17 protein-coding genes are annotated in these 18,491 nt (G+C 69.9%); 11 read left to right on the forward strand and 6 right to left on the reverse strand.

The genetic code is table 11. The features are described 5' to 3' along the window. The 3 genes from VKV26_12335 to VKV26_12345 all read right to left on the reverse strand — a co-directional run. Positions 1 to 1,254 (reverse strand): ABC transporter substrate-binding protein (locus tag VKV26_12335; protein ID HLZ70680.1); only part of this gene is annotated, 1,254 nt, incomplete at its 3' end. 263 nt (positions 1,255 to 1,517) lie between these two features. Continuing rightward, a complete protein-coding gene (locus VKV26_12340; protein HLZ70681.1) occupies positions 1,518 to 2,489 on the reverse strand; it encodes an ABC transporter permease in 972 nt (323 codons plus the stop codon). A 66-nt stretch (positions 2,490 to 2,555) separates the two neighbouring features. Then, positions 2,556 to 3,518: an ABC transporter permease gene (locus tag VKV26_12345; GenBank protein ID HLZ70682.1), complete on the reverse strand. Its 963-nt coding sequence runs from the start codon at positions 3,516 to 3,518 to the stop codon at positions 2,556 to 2,558. Positions 3,519 to 3,953: 435 nt separating this feature from the next. Here VKV26_12345 and VKV26_12350 point away from each other — a divergent pair, with 435 nt between their 5' ends. The 7 genes from VKV26_12350 (at position 3,954) to VKV26_12380 (ending at position 9,324) form a co-directional block, all read left to right on the forward strand. Next, positions 3,954 to 4,847 (forward strand): hypothetical protein, encoded by an 894-nt coding sequence (locus tag VKV26_12350; GenBank protein ID HLZ70683.1) that lies wholly within the window; start codon positions 3,954 to 3,956, stop codon positions 4,845 to 4,847. A gap of 300 nt (positions 4,848 to 5,147) precedes the next feature. After that, positions 5,148 to 5,996 carry a hypothetical protein gene (locus tag VKV26_12355; protein HLZ70684.1) on the forward strand — a complete coding sequence of 283 codons (849 nt, stop codon included), beginning with the start codon at positions 5,148 to 5,150 and terminating at the stop codon, positions 5,994 to 5,996. Between the two features lie 92 nt (positions 5,997 to 6,088). Next, positions 6,089 to 6,763: an MOSC domain-containing protein gene (locus VKV26_12360; protein HLZ70685.1), complete on the forward strand. Its 675-nt coding sequence runs from the start codon at positions 6,089 to 6,091 to the stop codon at positions 6,761 to 6,763. A gap of 116 nt (positions 6,764 to 6,879) precedes the next feature. Continuing rightward, on the forward strand, positions 6,880 to 7,383 hold the full coding sequence (locus VKV26_12365) for an RNA polymerase sigma factor (GenBank protein HLZ70686.1): 504 nt from the start codon (positions 6,880 to 6,882) through the stop codon (positions 7,381 to 7,383). A gap of 8 nt (positions 7,384 to 7,391) precedes the next feature. Next, positions 7,392 to 7,634, forward strand: a complete 243-nt coding sequence (locus VKV26_12370) for a hypothetical protein (GenBank protein ID HLZ70687.1) — start codon at positions 7,392 to 7,394, stop codon at positions 7,632 to 7,634. Between the two features lie 127 nt (positions 7,635 to 7,761). Continuing rightward, positions 7,762 to 8,250: a cupredoxin family copper-binding protein gene (locus VKV26_12375; protein ID HLZ70688.1), complete on the forward strand. Its 489-nt coding sequence runs from the start codon at positions 7,762 to 7,764 to the stop codon at positions 8,248 to 8,250. 57 nt (positions 8,251 to 8,307) lie between these two features. Beyond that, complete coding sequence (locus VKV26_12380) at positions 8,308 to 9,324, forward strand: metallophosphoesterase (GenBank protein ID HLZ70689.1); 1,017 nt, start codon at positions 8,308 to 8,310, stop codon at positions 9,322 to 9,324. Positions 9,325 to 9,528: 204 nt separating this feature from the next. Here VKV26_12380 and VKV26_12385 read toward each other — a convergent pair whose 3' ends face one another. Then, positions 9,529 to 11,022 carry a D-aminoacylase gene (locus tag VKV26_12385; GenBank protein ID HLZ70690.1) on the reverse strand — a complete coding sequence of 498 codons (1,494 nt, stop codon included), beginning with the start codon at positions 11,020 to 11,022 and terminating at the stop codon, positions 9,529 to 9,531. A 637-nt stretch (positions 11,023 to 11,659) separates the two neighbouring features. Here VKV26_12385 and VKV26_12390 point away from each other — a divergent pair. Beyond that, positions 11,660 to 11,998 carry a hypothetical protein gene (locus tag VKV26_12390; GenBank protein HLZ70691.1) on the forward strand — a complete coding sequence of 113 codons (339 nt, stop codon included), beginning with the start codon at positions 11,660 to 11,662 and terminating at the stop codon, positions 11,996 to 11,998. A gap of 156 nt (positions 11,999 to 12,154) precedes the next feature. Here the strand turns inward: VKV26_12390 and VKV26_12395 are convergent, their stop codons facing one another. Next, the gene (locus tag VKV26_12395) at positions 12,155 to 12,820 is read right to left on the reverse strand and encodes a peroxiredoxin-like family protein (protein ID HLZ70692.1); all 666 of its coding nucleotides are present in this window, start codon (positions 12,818 to 12,820) and stop codon (positions 12,155 to 12,157) included. 48 nt (positions 12,821 to 12,868) lie between these two features. Between VKV26_12395 and VKV26_12400 the strand changes: the two genes are divergently transcribed. Further along, positions 12,869 to 13,582, forward strand: a complete 714-nt coding sequence (locus VKV26_12400; GenBank protein HLZ70693.1) for a TetR/AcrR family transcriptional regulator — start codon at positions 12,869 to 12,871, stop codon at positions 13,580 to 13,582. A gap of 913 nt (positions 13,583 to 14,495) precedes the next feature. After that, the gene (locus tag VKV26_12405) at positions 14,496 to 14,966 is read left to right on the forward strand and encodes a nitroreductase family deazaflavin-dependent oxidoreductase (GenBank protein ID HLZ70694.1); all 471 of its coding nucleotides are present in this window, start codon (positions 14,496 to 14,498) and stop codon (positions 14,964 to 14,966) included. Between the two features lie 52 nt (positions 14,967 to 15,018). Here the strand turns inward: VKV26_12405 and VKV26_12410 are convergent, their stop codons facing one another. Continuing rightward, positions 15,019 to 16,644, reverse strand: coding sequence for a hypothetical protein (locus VKV26_12410; GenBank protein HLZ70695.1), 1,626 nt, complete (start codon positions 16,642 to 16,644; stop codon positions 15,019 to 15,021). A 208-nt stretch (positions 16,645 to 16,852) separates the two neighbouring features. On the opposite strand from VKV26_12410, the gene VKV26_12415 reads away from it, so the two are divergent. Further along, positions 16,853 to 18,433: a Na+/H+ antiporter gene (locus tag VKV26_12415; protein ID HLZ70696.1), complete on the forward strand. Its 1,581-nt coding sequence runs from the start codon at positions 16,853 to 16,855 to the stop codon at positions 18,431 to 18,433. Positions 18,434 to 18,491 lie beyond the last annotated feature (58 nt).

The raw sequence follows: 18,491 nt of genomic DNA on the forward strand, positions 1-18,491 counted from the left end.
GCCCAGCGGGTCCAGCGACCACTTGCCCAGCCCCGGCGGCACGACGTTGACGAACACGCCCCGGCCGTTGTAGATCGCGTCGATGATCCCCTGGCGGTCGATCGCCAGCGAGGCCGCCTGGCGCACCCGCTGGTCCTTGAACGGGCTATCGGCCGCCATCACGTTGTAGAAGAAGAGGAAGGCCATGCCATCCGGCACGTATTCGGCCACGACTGCCTTGGGGTTCGCCTTCTTGAGATCGTCCACATCGGCGGCCGCCGCGCCATAGAAGTCCAGCTTGCCGGCGCCGAACTGCGCCTCCTGGGTGGAGGTGTCGGGGATGATGTTCAGCACCGCCTGGTCGGCGTAGGGCAGGCCCTTGTTCCAGTAGTTCGGGTTCTTTTTCCAGGTGAACGCCGTGGGCGTTGCCCCCTGGAAGATCCACGGCCCGACGCCGATCGCCTGCTGGGAGGCGTCGATCTTCTTGTCCACGGCGTCTTTGGACATGATCCACAAATACTGGGTGTTGGCCAGCTTGTTGAGGAACGGCGCGTAGGGCCCTTTCAGCTTGAAGACCAGCGTGTTGTCGTCGGGCGCCGTGAGGCTGTCCACGATCGGCTTGTAGACGGTGTTGTTGGTGTTCTTCGGGTCGTTGTTGAAGTAGTCCCAGCTGGCCAGCACGTCGGCCGCGGTCAGCGCACGGCTGAGCGGCGGGTGGTACATCACGCCCTGTCGCAGGTGCATCGTGTACTGCATGCCGTCGCTGGTGATCTCGTATTTCTCGACCAGATCGCCAACCGGCGTGCGGGCCGAGGTAACCTTCGGATCGGCGGCCGCGGCGAAGCGGAAGAGCCGCGCGTAGTGGAAGCCGGAGAGCCACTGCGACCGGTAGGTGGTGTTCTCGACCGGGTCCAAATTCGCCGTGCCGACGATCTCGCCCTGGACCGTGCCGCCGCTCTTGACGCCGGCCTGCGCCGTCGGCACGGAAACGGCGTTCGTGGCGGCCGGTGAGCCGCTCGTGGCCGCCGCCGTGGGCGAGCCGGCGGGCGCGGCGGCGCGGGTGGCCGTGGCGGCTGCGGCGCCGGCGCTGGTTGCCGAAGGCGCCGCCCCGCTGTTCGCGCCGTTGCTGCTCTTGTTGTTGCTGCTGCCGCAGCCGACGATGCCGGCCGCCGCGAGACCGAGACTCGTGACCGCGCCGCCGCGCAGCAGCCGGCGGCGCGTCACCTGGCCCGCCGCGAGCCGCTGCCAGTAGTTCAGTTCACTAAAACTGCTCATCCTCTCCCTCCGAGTACGGTGCGGGCCGGGAACACCCCGGTCTCGCCGCGTCACAGGTGCTGTGCCGGACGTAGTCTGGCGTCCGGCGGTCGTCCAGCGATCATCGACAGCTTCGGATATACACCGCCTCCATTACAGTTTGGTTAGAGTGTCGGGTTCGATACGCTGCGGCGCGGCGCGCCAGCGCGCGAATGCCGGCAGGGGCTCTGCCGGCATGGTAAAACGGTAACGCTGGCTGAAGCGAATAACGCTCGCCCGGCGGCCTAGCGGGAGCCGCGCAGGCGCGGATCGAGCACGTCGCGCAGGGCATCGCCCAGCATGTTGAAGCCGAAGACGGCCAGCGAGATCGCCAGGCCCGGCCAGAAGGCCAGCCAGGGGTCCTGGCGGATGCGCGCCCGCGCCAGACCGCTGAGCATCAGCCCCCAGGACGGCACCGGATCGGGGATGCCGAAGGCCAGGAAGGCCAGCGTCGCCTCGGCGAGGATGGCGTAGCCGAGCTGCAGCGTGGCGTAGACGATGATCGTCGGCGCCACGTTCGGCAGCACGTAGCGGGTGAGGATGCGCAGATCGCTGGCGCCCACGGTGCGGGCGCCCTCGACGTAGAGATTGTTGCGCACCGACAACGCGGCGCCGCGGATCACGCGCGAGGCCGGCGCCACAAAGAGCAGGCCGATGGCGAACACCACCTGGCCGGCGCGTTGCTGCGCCGGGTCAAACGAGAACGGGCCGAGGTGGATCGCGCTCGTCGGCGTGCCGAACGCCGCCACGATCGCCAGCAGCAGAATGAACGCCGGGAAGGCGAGGAGAATATCGACCAGCCGCTGCACGATCGTATCGACCTTGCCGCCGAAGTAGCCGCTCACCGTGCCGATCAACGTCGCCGTCACCGTCGAGATCAGCACGCTGCCGAAGCCGACGAAGGCAGAGACGCGGGCGCCGTAGATGATGCGGCTGAGCACATCACGCCCGAGCAGGTCCGTGCCCATCGGGTGCTTGAGGCTGGGCGTGAGCAGCTTGTCCTTTAGCACGCGGTGGTCGAAGCCGTAGGGTGCGAACACGGGCGCGAAGATCGCCAGCACGACGATGGCGAGGATGATCACCGCGCCGATCGTGCCGAGCGGCTTGGTGCGCAGGAAGCGCAGCAGCCCCCGGCCCCAGCGCACAGCGGTCTGCTCGGCCCGCCGTTCCAGTTCGCCGGCGCCGTGGAGGGTTCTCTCTTCGCTTACCGTTGTCACCGCGCCCTCATTCCCCGTGCCGCCGCGCTTGTCGACGCGACGCATTTCTCATGACGGTACGCCGGCTCACGCATAGCGGATGCGTGGATCGAGCAACGGGTACAGGAAATCTACCACCAGGTTCGAGAGCAGGACCACGGTTGCCGAGATCAACACGACGCCCTGGATGATCGTGAAGTCCCGCTGGTTAATGGCAATAATGAGGTACTGGCCCATGCCCGGCAAGGAGAAGATCTGTTCCAACACCACCGTGCCGCCCACCAGCACCGGCACCTGTAGGCCGATGATCGTCAGCACGGGGATGAAGGCGTTGCGCAGGGCGTGCCGGGCGATGATCACCTGCAGGCGCAGCCCCTTGGCGTTCGCCGTGCGGATGTAGTCCTGGCGCATCACTTCCAGCATCTGCGTGCGCGTGAGCCGCATGATCGAGCCGGTCAGGCCGATGCCGAGGATGATCGCGGGCGGCACGATCAGTTTCAGGTTCGCGCTAAGGCTCTTGTTGATCTCGCTGCCCAGCGGCGGCGTGAAGTGGAAGGTGGTGAAGCCGAGCGGAATGCCGCTGGCGCCGTAGACGATCAGCAGCGTGGCCAGCCAGAAACCGGGAACCGCGAGGCAGGCGATCGCCGCACTGCGGGCGATGTAGTCCAGGATCGTATCCTGCTTGATCGCCGAAATGATGCCGATCGGCAGGGCGATGAGCTGCGAAAAGAACATGGCGAAGATGCCCAGCTCAAACGTCCAGCCGATGCGCGTGGAGATATCGTGCGAGATGTGGTTGTGCGTCTGCACCGAGCGGCCGAGATCGCCGCTCAGCACGCTGCCGATCCAGCGGAAATACTGAATGACCAGCGGCTGATCGAGGCCGAGCTGGTGCTTGACCTGCGCCACCTGCTGCGCCGTCGCCCCCTCACCGAGCAGGGCGCTGGCCGCGCCGCCGGGAATGATGCGCACGAGCAGGAAGACGAGGAACGTCACCCCGATCATGGTCGGAATCAGGAGCAGGACCCGGCGCACGAAATATCGCGTCATCGTGGGGGCGCACGGGCCGGGGCCGGCCGCGCTCGCCCATGACCTCCGTTCTGCGATTCTACGTCCTCTTGTGAAGGGAGGCGTACGCCTCGGCGTTGCCGGCGAGCCGAAGCCGCCGATCAGCGGCGGCGCGTTCCAGGCCCTGTGCCGCCGTTCGTCCTGATGTGCTTCAATCCGCTGCTCTCGCGCCAGCGCTGGCGCGCGGCAGCGGCGCGTAAACGATTACGCCCGCGAACCGGTGAAAGGAGTATAGACGGACGCGGCCCGCTGGCAAGGCGGCTCCGCCAATTGATAGAACTTCTGAATGTGATATTTGGCGACATTTCCCGTCGCGCAACCGCGCGATTGCCGTCTCTGCCTCGCCGTTCCCGGCGAACGCCGCACTGGCCCGAACGCGGCGGCTTTGCCGACAATCAGCAGAGGCGATCGGAGGCGGTGACGGCAGGCGAGCACAACGACCTGAAGGTTACAGGCAGTCACCTCTCGCTGGGCGGCGCGCTGATCGCGCTGCTGGCACTGGGATTGGGGCGATTGCTGCTGGCGGCGCCGCCGCGCGCGGCCCCGGCCGCATGCGCTGGGCTGCCGCCGTTCGTCGTCTCCCTGCCGGCCGAGCTGCCGCCGCCGCTTGCCCCGGGCGCGACCCCCGCCGTGGGCGACGCGGCGCTGACGCCGACGGCAACGGCAGGCGCCACGGCCGCCGCGAGCGCCTCGCCGACGGCGGCCCCATCGGCGACGCCGGCCGCGGCCGTTCCCTGGCGCACCCTGCTGCGCGCCGACGATTCGCCGGCAGCGGATGCTGTGCAGATCACGAGCGGCGCAGCGATACCCCTGCTGCCGCCGCGGCCGTGCACGGTCGATGAAAGCGTGCGCCGGGCCACCGGGCCTTGCGTGAAGCTGCTGCCGCCTGCCAGCCGGCTGTGCGCGGGCGGCATCGTCGGGCGCGGCCGGCTCAGTGCGGCGCCCGACGCGCCGGCTTTCGCCTTCGAAGCGGGGCGGGTGACGGTGAGCGATCTGGACGGCGCCTTCCGCGTGGATGCCCTTGAGGGCTTCTTCCGCTACGACGACCCGGCGCAGGGACTGGCGCTGTTCTGCCCGCGGGTGCCGCTGCTGCAAAGCGTCGGACCCAATGCCCGGCAGTTCATCGCCCTGTGCCGCAACTTCGGCCAGGAGGGCTGGGCCGTGTCCGGGCAGGCGACCGACGGCGCCGGTGCCGCGCCCGACTCGATCAGCCTCACCATCGATGGCCCGGACGGCTCGATGCGGCAGCTCGTCGGCAGCCTGGCCAACGGCGCGATCGTGGTGCGCGACGTGCCGGATACGGCGCGCTGAGCGGGGCGCCTATCCCTGCCTCGCTCAGGCGCAGCTGTCCCTTTCCTACGAGTCCTACGAGGAAAGGGTGCGGGTCGAGGAGATCCGGTAGCCCTCAGAAAACCCTTCCGCATGTCACTCATGTCACATGAGGGGAAGGGAGACGCGGCGTTCATCAGATCGCCGCGGGGCGGCGATGTCGAAGCAACGCGGGGTTTAGGCTGGCGGAACGTTCGCGCCAGCCACTCGTCTTTGCCTATGCTGGGATGAGTGTGCGCGCCGCCGGTTGCAGGCCGGCGACGCACCGTCCACGGAGCATGCATGCGCGCTTCGCTTTCGCCTTTGCTCGTTGTGGCCGCGGCCGCCGTCGCGCTGCTCAGCGCCTGCGGCGGCGGCAAGAACAACAAGCCGTCGCCCACGCCCGCCGCCGGCGCAAGCGCCGCGCCCACCCGCCAGAGCGCCACCAGCGCGGCGCCGGCGCTCACGCCGTTGCCGGCGCGGTCCTCCGCCGTGGCGAGCGTGGCCTCGGCCGGCACGCCGGGCGCGAACGGCTGCCTGACCTTCCCCCTGCTGCCGCTGGACACGTCGAACCTGCCGACACAGGCGCCGCGACCCGCCGTGCAGATTCCCCAGCTCACGCTGCCGGAGAGCGCGGTGACCTCCGTGCTGCCCGGATTCAAACCGGACGACGCCGGCCAGTACAACCCGCAGGAGCAGCGCACGGCCAACGACATCGTGCAAGGCACGGCCAATCCGCAGGCCGCGGCGCAGCATCTGCAGCAGATCGGCTTCCTCGGTGGGCGGCAGCAGGGTTTCACCGGCCCGCAGCGTAACGGCGCGATCGCCACGGTGACGGTGCAACACTTTGTCTTCAACTCGGATGCCGGCGCCTCGAATTTCCTGCATGCGCCGGTAATCAGCGCCATTCCCTGCGTGATGCAGCAACAACCTCCGTCGATTGGCCAGGAGGCGAACGCCTTCTCCTACACGGCGCCGGCCGCGCAAACCAGCGTGCCCTTCGCCGGTTTCAGCGTTGGCTGGCGCTGCGGGCGCGTGTTCATCAACGTCTCGGTCGCGGGAGCGCCGGGGCTGTACACGCTGGCGCAGACCAGCCAGATCGCGCAGAAGGTGCAGGCGGCGTTCCTGCAGGCGGGGCAACCGTGTGCGTAGCCAACAGGGAACAGCGGGTGGACGGCGATCTGGTACGCTCGATCGTGGGCTGAGCGACGAACGGAGCCGCGAGATGCCCTGGGAGCGCTCTTGTGAATGACCCCCGCCTGCTCAGCGTTCAGGTCAGCATGCCGCGGCGCATCGAGGCCGCCGAGGCGCCGGATCCCGCCGGCAACGCTTGGACCACCGGCTTCTTCAAAACGCCCGTCTCGGGCCACGTCTGGCTGGCGCGCGAGAACCTCGCCGGCGACGGCCAGGGCGACACCAGGAACCACGGCGGCCCGGACAAGGCCGTGCTCGCCTACGCCGCCGCGCACTACCCCGTCTGGCGCGCCGAGCTGGCCTGGCCCGGCCTGCCGCACGGCGCCTTCGCGGAGAACCTCACGATCGAAGGGCTGGACGAAGCGGCCGTCTGCATCGGCGACGTGTTCGAGATCGGCGAGGCGCTGGTGCAGGTCTCGCAGCCGCGACAGCCATGCTGGAAGATTAGCGCCCGCTGGCGCCGGCCCGACCTGACGGCCCGCGTGGAGGCCAGCGGCCGCACCGGCTGGTACCTGCGTGTGCTGCGCGAGGGCAACCTGGCCGCCGGCGACGCCGTGACGCTGCTGGAGCGGCCGCACCCCGCCTGGAGCGCCGCCCGCGCCACGCGCATCATGCGGCGCCGCGACGATCTCGACGGCGCCGCCGCGCTGGCCGCGCTGCCCGAACTGGCGATCTCCTGGCACGCGGCGTTGACGCGACGTCTGCGCGAGGGCCGCGTGGCCTAGCCCTGCCGCGGACGCGAGATTTGGCTTCAGCCAACGCCGGGTGTGGCGTGGCCGGCGCCGCATGGGTGCTATCCACAGGGCGGGCTGGTAGTATGGGGGCGATGGACGATCGCGATATGGTCCGACGCGCGCAGGCCGGCGACCGGCACGCCTTCGGCGCGCTGTTCGATGCGCACTACGCTCGGGTCTACCACTACTTGAATGAACGGCTCGGCGGCGCGCCGGAAGCCGAAGACCTCTGCCAGGAGGTCTTCCTCAAAGTGCTCGGATCGATCGACGAATACCCCACCGGCGGCGCCGTGCCCTTCGACGAATGGCTACTGCGCGTGGCGCAGCGCCTAGCCAGCGAGCATCACCAGGCCCGCGAGCGCGAACGCCGCCGGCGGCAGCCGCAGGCCGTCTCGCTGGTCGACTCGCCGCGCCGGCTCAATCCCGACGCGCTGGCGCTCTTACCCGAGCAGCAGCAGCAGGTCGTCGCCTACCGCTTCGAGGCCGGCCTCAGCGCCCGGCAGACGGCCGGCGCCCTCGGCCTGGACACGGCGATGGTGCAGCACATCGCCCGCGCCGCCATGGAGACCTGGCTGCGCTGCGCGCCAGACGACGCCCCCACCGGCTGCTGACCGGCGCCGTGGTCTTCGTGGTGCGCTTCGATCGCCTGGCCGACTCGACCGGACCGGACGCCGCCTCGATCAGCGCCGAACGCTATATCGAGAGCTACCACGAGGGCGTGCTGACCGCCTATCGCTTTTTGGACGACGACGGCAACGAAGTGGCGATGGTGCGCGCGGCGCGTGTGGCCTACATCGCCCGCGCCGGCGCCGTCACCGAACCGGCCCAGCAGACGCCCGCCGCGGCCGCGGGCGAGGAGTAGCCGGCGTCCTCGCCGCCTCATCCAGAGCGCCGGCGGCGGTGTAGTACCTCTCGGATGGGCGATCACGGCCGCGGCGCGATCGCCTCCGGCGCCCCAAAACCGGCACAGCCCGAGAGGTGATTGACACATGTTCCCGTTCCGCGCGCCTTGCGGCGCGTCCGCTTCTCTGCGCCCGGCGGGGCGCGGCGGCCTGGTCGCGCGCTTCGTTCTGCCCGCGATGGTGGGGCTGGGCGTGCTCGCCGCGGCCTGCTCCAGCAGCGCGAAGTCGGCCCAGTTGCCGCCCGCCAACCCGCCCGTGCCGCCGTCGGCCCTGACCACCGCGCAGCCGCCCACACCACGCCCCGGCGAGCTGGCCGTCGCCACGCCCAGCGGCCCGGCCGTGACGATCGACAACTTCAGCTTCACGCCGGCCACGATCTCCGTGCCAGTCGGCGCCACCGTGACCTGGGTGAACCACGACGACGTGCCGCACACGGTCACCTCGTCCACCAAGGCGTTCGACTCCAGCACGATCGACAGCGACAAGCAGTTCAGCTTCACCTTCACCACGGCCGGCACCTACAACTACTTCTGTTCGATTCATCCCTTCATGACGGCGAAGGTGATCGTGCAGTAGCGCCTGGCCGTGTCAGCGCGAATCAGCCGGGCAATCAACTCGCAGAGGGAGTGCAGCATGGACGAGTTTGCCGAATACGTGATCGACGACCCGCTGGCCCGCGGCGGTCACGGGCATAAACGCCTGGCCGCGGCGCCGGCGCGCGACGAGGACGGCGTGGACCGGCGCGGCTTTCTCAAGTGCATGGCCTGGGCCGGCACCGGCCTGGTCTGGACGGTGAGCGGCGGCGTGCTCAGCTCCTGCACGCTGGGCGCCTCCAGCAAGAGCGGCACGGCGAAGGGCGACTTCACCTTCGCGCAGGTCAGCGACAGCCACATCGGCTTCAGCAAGGCGCCGAACACGGATGTGACCGGCACACTGCAGAAGTCGATCGACAAGATCAACGCGCTGGCCACGCGCCCGGCCTTCGTGCTGCACACCGGCGACCTCAGCCATCTCTCGACGCCGCAGCAGTTCGACACGGTGGACCAGATCCTCAAGGGCGCGAAGTCAGACACGGGCCGCGTGTTCTATACGCCCGGCGAGCACGACACCTTCGTGGACAACGGCAAGACCTTCATGCAGCGTTTCGGCCAGGGCACGCAGGGCAACGGCTGGCAGAGCGCCGGCTACAAGGGCGTGCACATCGTCGGGCTGGTCAACACCTGGAACGTGAAGGGCGGCGGCTTCGGCGTGCTCGGCCAGGAGCAGCTCGACTGGCTGAAGCAGGACCTGGCCGGCGTGAACAGCGACACGCCGCTGATCGTCTTCGCGCACGTGCCGCTCTGGGCGATCTATCCGCAGTGGGGCTGGGGCACGGACGACGCGGAGCAGGCGCTGAGCATGATGCGGCGCTTCTCCTCCGTTACCGTGCTCAACGGGCATATCCACCAGGTGCTGGAGAAGCAGGAGGGCAACATCACCTTCCACACCGCCGCCTCGACCGCCTATCCGCAGCCGGCGCCGGGCCAGACGCAAGGCCCCGGTCCGCTGGTCGTGGTCACGAACCAGCTACAAAGCGCGCTCGGCGTGCGCGAGGTCGCCTTCAGCCGCAAGCAGAACGCGCTCGTCGTGATCGACCAGCGGCTGGGCTGAGCGAGCGCCGATCCCTGCCTCGCTCCGGGCTCGGCCGCGCATTGCAGGTCTCCGATGGTTGCGCGGCGCTCTGGCCCGACGCGGGAAGGGGTGCGGATGGGCGCGCAGCGCCCATAGCAGGCGGAAACTTCCGACGCGGACGCCCCTTCCCGCATGATCGCCACGGAGCGGCGATCGTGAACCAATGCGGAGCAGTCGCCGGGCCTACTCCTCGCGGAAGCGCAGCAGGCGGCCCGTGCCGGCGCCGGTGTGGCTGCCGTGCTCGCAGGCGACGACGCCGTTGACGACGACGAGGGCGATGCCCTCCGGCTCCTGCATCGGCGCCTCGTAGGTCGCGGTGTCGCGCACGGTTTCCGGATCAAAGAGGACGAGGTCGGCGTAGGCGCCCTCGCGCAGCAGGCCGCGGCCGGCGAGGCCGAAGCGCGCGGCGGGCAGCGACGTCATGCGGCGCACCATCTCTTCGAGCGGCGCCACGCCGCGCTCGCGCACATAGCGGCTCAGCACACGTGGGAACGTGCCGAACAGACGTGGATGCGGCAGCCCCTCCAGCACGGGAATGCCATCCGAACCGACCATCACCGCCGGGTGACGCAGGTTCGTTTCCACGTCGTCTTCGCTCATGGTGAACTGGATCACCACTGTCTCGCGCCCCTCGCCCAGGACGATGCGTTCCGCCGCCTGGTCGTAGGGCAGGTCCAGCGCGTCCGCGACCTCGGCCACGCTCTTGCCCTGCCACTCGGGGTGACCGGGACACGTCGCGATGCGGATCAGCGGCGCGTACTCCGGGTCCTGGAAGGAGCCGAGCCGCCAGAGGGCCTCCAGCCGTGTGCTGCCGGCGGGATAGGGATAGACGTCCAGCGTCACGTCCTGGCCCGCCGCCCGCGCCGCATCCACCTTCGCCAGCGAGTCCTTCACCAGCCCCCAGACGCGCCGGGCGCTCGCCTTGTGGTGGGAGATGTGCACGCCGCAGCCGGCGTCGCGGCCGATCGTCAGCGTCTCCTCGACCGCGTCCAGCAGCTTGTCCGACTCGTTGCGCATGTGCGTGGCGTAGACACCGCCGCGCGGCGCGATCGCGCGGCAGAGCGCGGCGATCTCGTCGGTCTCCGCCCAGCGGTTCGGCTCGTAGATCAGGCCGGTGGAGAGGCCGCAGGCGCCCTGCTCCATCGCCTGCTCGACCCAGCCGCGCATCTGCGCCAGCTCGGCGGCGGCTGGAGCGCGGCGCTCGTTGCGCAGGGCGGCATAGCGCAGCGTGCCCATGCCGGCCAGCGCGATCGCGTTCACCGCCGGCCGGCGGGCAGCCACGGCCTGCCGGTAGCTTTCGAGATCGTCCCAGGTCACCGCCGCGCCGCCGAGGCCGAGGATCGCCGACTCGGCCACGATCCGCCCCGCCGCCTGCGCCGCCGGCGCCACGGCGAAGCCGCAGTTGCCCGTCACACAGGTCGTCACGCCCTGCGCCAGCTTGAAGCGCATCTCCGGATAGCGCAGCAGGGCGCCGTCGTCGTGCGTGTGCGTATCGATGAAGCCGGGCGCCAGCGCCTTGCCGCCCGCGTCGATCTCGCGCCGGCCGGCGCCGGGCACGCGGCCCACCGCGGCGATGCGTTCGCCCTCGATCGCCAGGTCGCCGGAAACCGCCGGCGCGCCGCTGCCGTCGATCAGGCGGGCGTTGCGAATCACCAGGTCGTGGCTGGCTGCGGACATAACGTGCTCCTCCCCTGGCGCCCCGCCGGTCGCCGGGCGGGCGTTTGCGATCGTGGTAAGCGTTTGGCGCCGGCCGTTGCCGCGTGCATTGTCCGCGATCGCGGCGCCATGAAGCGATGGCTCAGAGTTGTCCACCGAGGCCAGCGCCGGCGCGCTGAGTAACGACCCTGCCTCCTTCATATGGCATATGGCATATGGCATATGGCTATACGTCCGTATGTCCATACGTCCGCACGCATACGTCCACACCACGCTTCGCCAAATGACGCTGGCTCTCCCGCCAATTTGCTGACGACGGGCTCCTTCGTGCGGCATGAATGGCCTACGGGCTCATCGCGACTCGTTGTCCGAGCCACGCGGCGGTCAGTAGCCTCAGTTCCAGCCCTTCGACCGCATCCCTGGGGGCGAGCGGCGCTCGGCAACACGCCACGAGCAAGCCGGCAAACCTGCTTCACCAATAGTGAGAGGACCCATGATGCCGCACACCGGTGGGCCGTTCGTCTGACCGACGAGCCACTGTACTGCCCGCCAGCAGATTGCCCCCTCCGGTGACCCATCCGTGCTTGCACCGGCTGCCCTTGCTCGCTCTGCGGCCATTGCCTAGAGTCGGCCGTCATGTTGAGGAGAGACCCGCGCCATGTGGCACGTGCATGGCAACCGGGCAATGCCCAGGCGTCCCTCGCTGGTGTGGCTGTCGGAGGAGACGCTGACGGTGCAGTACGGTGAGCACCCGCTGGCCGATCACACGGTGAAGGTGAACCGGCGGGGGCAACTAACCGCGGTGACCGAGCCGCAGCGCCTGCCGACGCCGTCCCGCTCGTTGCAGCTCTCGCTCTGGCCACGGAGCACGGCGGAACGGCTGTTTGCCCTGCCCGTGCCAGTGGCGCCGCCGGCGGTCAGCGCCACCACAGGGAGCGGTCCAGGGCTGTTGCACGTTCGACCTCGTCATGGGCTGACGGAACCCGGATGGCGCTAGCGGCTGGTGTACAACACCACCAGACCGCACCAGTCGCTGGGCACCCAGGCAACGGCGGTTACCCCATGTCCCGAGTGATCCTCGACGCCGACGCGGCCGAACGCCCACAGACGCTGCAGCTCCTCAGCTTGGGCGGTGTCCTGGTCCGGGGAGGTGTCAGCCGATCGTCTCGGTCACCGCCTGCAGAACCTGGCCGGGTTCGGTCCGGGTGGTGTAGTCGGGGTGCACATCGATCCAGCGGATGACGCCGTCCGCGTCGGCGATGACGACGGTGGGCATGGGCAGTCCGGTGGTCCCGTCCGCGTTGACCTGGGTCAGGTCCAGGCCTAGCTGGAGCTGGGCGGCGCGGGTGCCGTCGCTCGGCGCGGTCAGGATGCCGAGCTGCCCGGCGATCTGGTTGCCCGGATCGGACAGCACGGTGAAGGTCAGCTCCTTCGACTCCTTCGTGGACAGGGATCCGTCTGGCGTCTGCGGGCTGATGGCGACGAGGCCGATGCCGCGCGCGGCCAGCGCGGGCACGAGCTGCGCCTGGTAGGTGCGTAGGGCGATGTTGCAGTAGGGGCACCAGCCGCCGCGGTAGAACACGATGACGGCGGGCTTGCCGCCCAGGTTCTGGGCGAGCGTGGTCGGCTGGCCGCCGACGTCGAGCAGATCCCCGTCCGGCAGCCGGCTGCCGGGCTCTGCCACGCCGAACGGGTTGCCGGCTGCGGCCAGGTCGCGCTGTTCGGTGGCGAACGCCTCGGCAACCTCGGGGGGCAGCTGGCCGGCCGAGGCTCGGTGATGGCTGGCGACCTGCTCGGCGATGGGAGATGGCGTGGTCACGGAATGGCCTCCTGCGGATGATTGGATTGTGTAATCCAGAATGGCACGATGAAATTGGATTGTCAAATCCAGAACTGGTACGATGAGTTCATGGTGAGCGACCCCGGCGCTGGACGGGCGGAAGGCAGACTGACCCGCAAGGGCGTGCAGACGCGGCAGCGGATCGTGGCGGCAGCGGCCGACCTCATCCTGCAGCAGGGCGTCGCCGGTACATCCCTGGATGACGTCCGGGACAAGGCCGGGGTGAGCAGCTCGCAGATCTACCACTACTTCGTCGACAAGGAGGCGCTGGTCCGCGCCGTGGTCGACTACCGCGCCCAGACCGTGGTCGGCGCGATCCACGAGCCGATGCTGGCCGCGATCGAGGGGATCGACGGCCTCCGGGCATGGCGGGACACGATCGTCTCCATCCAAGACGACGCGGGCTGCCAGGGAGGCTGCCCGCTCGGATCGCTCGGCAGCGAACTCGCCGAGCTCGACCACGTGGCCCGGGACGATGTCGCGGCTGGATGCCGCCGCTGGGAAGCAGCCATCAGGGCCTGCCTGCAAGGCATGCGCGACCGCGGCCAACTCGTCCCGGCCGCAGACCCCGGCCAGCTCGCCACGGCCATGCTCGCCGCGCTGCAAGGTGGGCTACTCCTCGCCCAGATCGAACGCAGCGTCCGGCCGCTCGCCGCCGCCCTCGACGTGATGATCTCCCGCATCGAGTCACTCACCCCGCCACGGCGGCTATCCGACGATCCGGCTGGCGAAGGGGGGTAGCAGGCAGGTTCCACCGCATGCCGCGCGCGAAGCCTTTCCGCATGCGCATGGCGCTGATGCCGGCGCGGGCAGCCGTGTGCGCAGAACCTCGCTCTCCGGGGCAGCATGCGCTGCCCCCTGCCTATGGCCTGGCGCAGCTCCACGGCGACCAAGAGCGGTTCGCCTCATTGCTCAGCGGATGCGACGGCGACCAGCTGACCAGCTCCTCGGCCGGCCTCCCCTAAGACATGGTTTCAAAACCGGCGTTCACGTGCGATCGCATCTCTGCAAGCGGGAACCCGAGCCGGTTTTGAAACCAGCTGTAACTCCACGACAGGGCCAGCCCCCCGCTGTGTCAGCTCTGACTCCACGCGCCCTCGGAGAGCACCAACCAGCACGCTCAGCGCAGACGGTCATCGGTCAGACGAACGGCCCTCCGGTGTAAAGCATCCTGGGTCTTCCGCCCTTTTGGTGACGATGGGTCCATGATGGGTGAAGTGGCCGCCGGATCAGCAGGTACTGCACCCCAACCGGGAGCATCCGCGCCTTCGCGCGACCGGTTTCGGCTGTCAGGTGGGAGGCGCGACGCTTGCTTCACCAAATATGCAGATGAGCGACGATCATCTGACGAGGTGTCGTCCACACGTCGGCAAGCTACGAAGCGGCGGGCGAACAGCACAGTGAAGATGGCTCGAGTAACGTGCATCTATCTCGATAAGATATTATGGCCGCCAGAGGCCATGTCCCTCCGTGCAGCCCTGGGAACGCTGCACATGTCCCTCGCCCGTATCGGAAAGGGACAGAGGCCGATAGGCGTCAGGGGTAGGTTCCCCGCGGTGCCCACGGCGCTCCGACCAGGTGGCACGACGGCCGGCGGGCGAGCGAAGCACATCGTGATCACCGCGGCGGCCGGCGATCGTTCGGGAGGTGCCCAATGGCGTCCGTGTCCCGGTCCGGCTGGATTCACACGCCTCCCTCCGGCCTGCTGCGCCGGGCCTTGCAACTGCCCGCGCTGCTCTACCGCGTTCACCTGGGCCGGCTGCTGGGCCATCGCTTCCTGCTGCTGACGCATCGCGGGCGCCGCAGCGGGCGCGTCCGGCACACCGTGCTTGAAGTGGTGCGCTACGACCGGCGTAGCCGCGTGTGCATCGTCACCGCGGGCTGGGGTGCGCGTGCCGGCTGGTACCGCAACTTGCAGGCGCATCCGGCGCTGGCGATCACGATCGGCCGCGAACACTACCTGCCGAAGCAGCGCTTTCTGACCGACGCCGAGGTCCGGGCTACGCTAATCGAGTATCAGCGACGGCACCGTTTGGCGGCGCGTGTGGCAGCCCGCCTGCTGGGAACGCCCATCGCCCAGGCGACGCCGCTGCCGATGGTGGCCTTCCGGCCGCCGACGAAGTAACCGCGCCGGTGCTCGGCGCGGCTACTTCGCTCCATGGGCGGTCGGTGTCTGGCTACTGCGCCTTGTGCAGCGTGATCGAGATCGTGCCGCTCAGGCCTGGCACTTGCCCGCTGGCGTTCGCCGTGCCGCTGGCGCCGTCCCGCGCCGCCACATCGATCGGGTTGAAGAACGCCGTGGGCGGGAAGCCGGCGCCCTCCGTCGAAACCGAGATCGGCACGTTCTGGCAGGTGACGTTAACCTGCTGGACGCCGCTGGCCGTGAACGTAAGATGCAGCGTGCCGTTCGCGAAGCTGCCGGTCACGTTGAGGCTGCCCGAGTAGGGCACCGGCGCGCACTGCAAATCCGGAATGTGATACGTCCCCTGGCCCTGGTAGGTGCCCTGCCCGCTCACCTGCCCGCCGGAGACGTTGATGCGCACGCTGACCGTGCCCGAGACCTCGTAGAAGTTCTGCTCGGTGGAGATCGTGTAGGTGCCGTCGCCGGTGAAGGCGCAGCTCTGCGCGCAGTCGCCGCCGGCTGGGGTCGCCGTGGGTGCGGGCGTGGCGCTCGCTGCTGCTGGCCCCGACGGCGCCACGGAGGCGGGCGGCGGCACGCTGATCGGCGGGCTGGCCAGCACGGTGTTCGCCAGGTTCCAGAAGCTGTCCTGCGGCGGCTGGCCCAGGCTGCTGGCGAAGAACGAAGAGCGCAGCAGGGCGCCGAAGCCCGCCAGGTTCTGTGTCGCGCTCTGCCGCGGCCGCGCAACCAGGTAGGACATGCCCGGTCCATTTTGCGCCAGCGAGACGCCGTCGTCTTCCGCCGCCTGCGCCGCCCGCTGCGCCGCCGCGACCTCCGCGTCCGCCTGCCCGAGATTGCCGGTCGCGGCCGCGTCGCGCGCCCGCGCCAGCGCCTCGCGCACCTGCACCTCGCTGCCGATCTGCACGGCCGAAAGCGGCGGCAAGAGGCCGCTGCCGGCCTGGCGCAGACCGTCCTCGGCGGCGGCGCGCAGGTCGTCCATGCTGGACTGCACCTGGTCGTACTGCCGCGCCCGCACCAGCTCCGCCGCCACGGCGCCGAGCTGGTCGATGTTCGCGCGGTCGGTAGGATGGTCGGTGAGCGAGCGCTGCAACTGCTGCACCTGGTCCGCGAGATCGCCGGACGGCGCTTTGCCGAGCGCGATCGCCCCGCCCGCCTGCGAGACCACGAATGCTCCCTGCCCGGGCTGCAGCTCGCTCACCTGCTGGTAGCCGTTGACGGGATCGTAGGCCATCGCCATGTCGGCGCCGGCGATCGGCAGCGCCTCGCTGGCCGACGGGTTGCCCGCGAGCAGATAGCTGCCGGCCGGCGCGAGCACGCGGCTGTATTCGGCGGCGCTGCGGCCGAGCGTGATCGTCGCGTCCTGGGGGAAGTAGACCCAGGCGGCGCGGCCGCCCACCAACTCCCCCTGGCCGAGCGGCACGTAGCCGGCATCGCCGGGGCCGAGCGCGTAGGCCGGGCCGGCGGCGCCCCTGAGTTCCGTGCCCGTCGGCACGGCGACGAGGTTCCAGCCCGCATGATAGGTGACACTGGCGGCCTCCGCCTGCGCGGCGGCACGCGGCAACTGCCGTTGGCCGCTCCAGAGCAGCAAGCAGATCAGGCCGAGCGCGCACAGGCTGAGACCAGGCGCCGCCGGCCGGCACGAGCGGAATGGGATGATCGGCATCGGACGCTCCGAAGCGCCGGGCATAGTGCGGGGTCCGTGACGCCCCACCAGTATCCGTGCCGCCGGCCCAGCGGGGAAGCGGCCGCACCAAAATTCGGGCCTGGCCGAAGGGATGGACGCAGGCGCGGCCACCGGGTTCAGAGGCGCGGCCGCGAGCGGATAGCATAGGCGCAAACGCCGCGCCACGTGCCGCGCTGGTCGGTCTGCCATGCACGCCGTCGTCTTCGTCCTCGTCGCGCTGGCCGTCGTCGCGGCGCTGATGCCGCTGGCGAACCGGCTGGCCGTGCCCTACCCGATCTTGCTGGTGCTGGGCGGGCTGGCGCTGGGGCTGATCTTCGCGCTGGTGCCCGCGCTGCCCACCATCCGGCTCGAACCGGATCTGGTCTTCCTGCTGTTCCTGCCGCCGCTGCTCTACTGGGAGGCGCTGACCACCTCCTGGCGGGATTTCCGCGCCGATCTGCGCCCGATCACCTCGCTGGCCGTGGGGCTGGTGGTCTTCACTACCTGCGGGGTTGCGGCCGTGGCGCACGTCGTCATCGGCCTCTCGTGGGTGGTTGCCTTCGTGCTCGGCGCCGTCGTCTCCTCCACCGACGCCGTAGCTGCTATCGCCGTCACGGCGCGGCTCGGTGTGCCCCGGCGGATCGTGACGGTGCTCGCCGGCGAAGGGCTGGTGAACGATGCGACCGCGCTCGTCATCTACGGCGCCGCGGTCACGGCCGTCGTCAGCGGCCGCTTTTCGCTCGCCGAGGCCGGCCTGCGCTTCGTCTTCGTCAGCATCGGCGGCGTGGCGACCGGGCTGATCGCCGGCTGGGCGCTGATCCAGCTGCGGCGGCGCATCGCAGACGCGCGCGTCGAAGAGACGGTCGCGTTGCTCACGCCCTTCGTCGCCTATCTGCCCGCCGAGGCGCTCGGCGTCTCGGGCGTGCTGGCGGCCGTGGCGGCGGGGCTGTATGTTGGCAGGCAGTCGCCGGCAGTGATCTCCTCAATCATCCGCCTGCGCGCCGACGCGGTCTGGGAGCTGGGCACGTTCCTGCTCAACGGCCTGGTCTTCATCCTGATCGGCGTGGAGTTCCAGGGGATCTGGCGTGGCGTGAGTGAGCGCTCGACCGCGGTCTTGCTGGGCGACGTCGCGATCGTCAGCCTGGCCGTGATCGTGATCCGCCTCGCCTGGGTCTTCCCCGCCAACGGCCTGGTGCGCATCGTCAACCGTCGCTGGGGCCGCGGCGATCCGGCGCTGCCGGCGGCGGCGCTCGGCGTGATCGGCTGGGCCGGCATGCGCGGCGTGATCTCGCTTGCCACGGCGTTGGCGCTGCCGGAGCAGACCGACCACGGCGCCTTCCCGAACCGCCAGCTCGTGATCGTGCTCACAGTCGGCGTGATCGCCGTGACCTTGATCGGCCAGGGACTCACGCTCGCGCCGCTGATCCGCTGGTTCGGCCTCGCTGCCGACGACACGGCGGCGCGCGAGGAGCAACTGGCGCGACTGGCCGCGGCGCAAGCCGCGATCGACCGGCTCGATGCGCAGCCGGCGCGCGACGGCGTCTCCGCGCACGCGCTGCGTGACCTGCGCCGGCACTACACCGCCCAGATCGAGCGCCTCGACCGTGCCGCCGGCAACGCGGCCGAGCAGGCGATGAGCGTGCCCAACCTGCGCCTGGAGCTGCTCGACGTTCAGCGGCGCACGCTGATCGACCTGCGCAATCGCAATCAGATCAGCGACAGCGCGCTGCGCCGCATTCAGCGCGAGCTGGACCTGGAGCAGGTGCGGTTGGACGCCGGCAGGGGGTAGGGCACACGGAGTAGCTGACGGGAGGGTCGGCGCCGGGATTCGCCTGACGCGCGGCATC

It is taken from the genome of Dehalococcoidia bacterium, from assembly GCA_035310145.1.
GTDB lineage: Bacteria > Chloroflexota > Dehalococcoidia > CAUJGQ01 > CAUJGQ01 > CALFMN01.

Excerpts from the sequence above, each read along its gene's own strand:
- VKV26_12345 (HLZ70682.1), bottom strand. The coding sequence starts at position 3,518 with ATGACGCGATATTTCGTGCGCCGGGTCCTGCTCCTGATTCCGACCATG.
- VKV26_12355 (HLZ70684.1), top strand. The coding sequence starts at position 5,148 with ATGCGCGCTTCGCTTTCGCCTTTGCTCGTTGTGGCCGCGGCCGCCGTC.
- VKV26_12365 (HLZ70686.1), top strand. The coding sequence starts at position 6,880 with ATGGTCCGACGCGCGCAGGCCGGCGACCGGCACGCCTTCGGCGCGCTG.
- VKV26_12375 (HLZ70688.1), top strand. The coding sequence starts at position 7,762 with ATGTTCCCGTTCCGCGCGCCTTGCGGCGCGTCCGCTTCTCTGCGCCCG.
- VKV26_12380 (HLZ70689.1), top strand. The coding sequence starts at position 8,308 with ATGGACGAGTTTGCCGAATACGTGATCGACGACCCGCTGGCCCGCGGC.
- VKV26_12385 (HLZ70690.1), bottom strand. The coding sequence starts at position 11,022 with ATGTCCGCAGCCAGCCACGACCTGGTGATTCGCAACGCCCGCCTGATC.
- VKV26_12390 (HLZ70691.1), top strand. The coding sequence starts at position 11,660 with ATGTGGCACGTGCATGGCAACCGGGCAATGCCCAGGCGTCCCTCGCTG.
- VKV26_12400 (HLZ70693.1), top strand. The coding sequence starts at position 12,869 with ATGAAATTGGATTGTCAAATCCAGAACTGGTACGATGAGTTCATGGTG.
- VKV26_12405 (HLZ70694.1), top strand. The coding sequence starts at position 14,496 with ATGGCGTCCGTGTCCCGGTCCGGCTGGATTCACACGCCTCCCTCCGGC.
- VKV26_12410 (HLZ70695.1), bottom strand. The coding sequence starts at position 16,644 with ATGCCGATCATCCCATTCCGCTCGTGCCGGCCGGCGGCGCCTGGTCTC.
- VKV26_12415 (HLZ70696.1), top strand. The coding sequence starts at position 16,853 with ATGCACGCCGTCGTCTTCGTCCTCGTCGCGCTGGCCGTCGTCGCGGCG.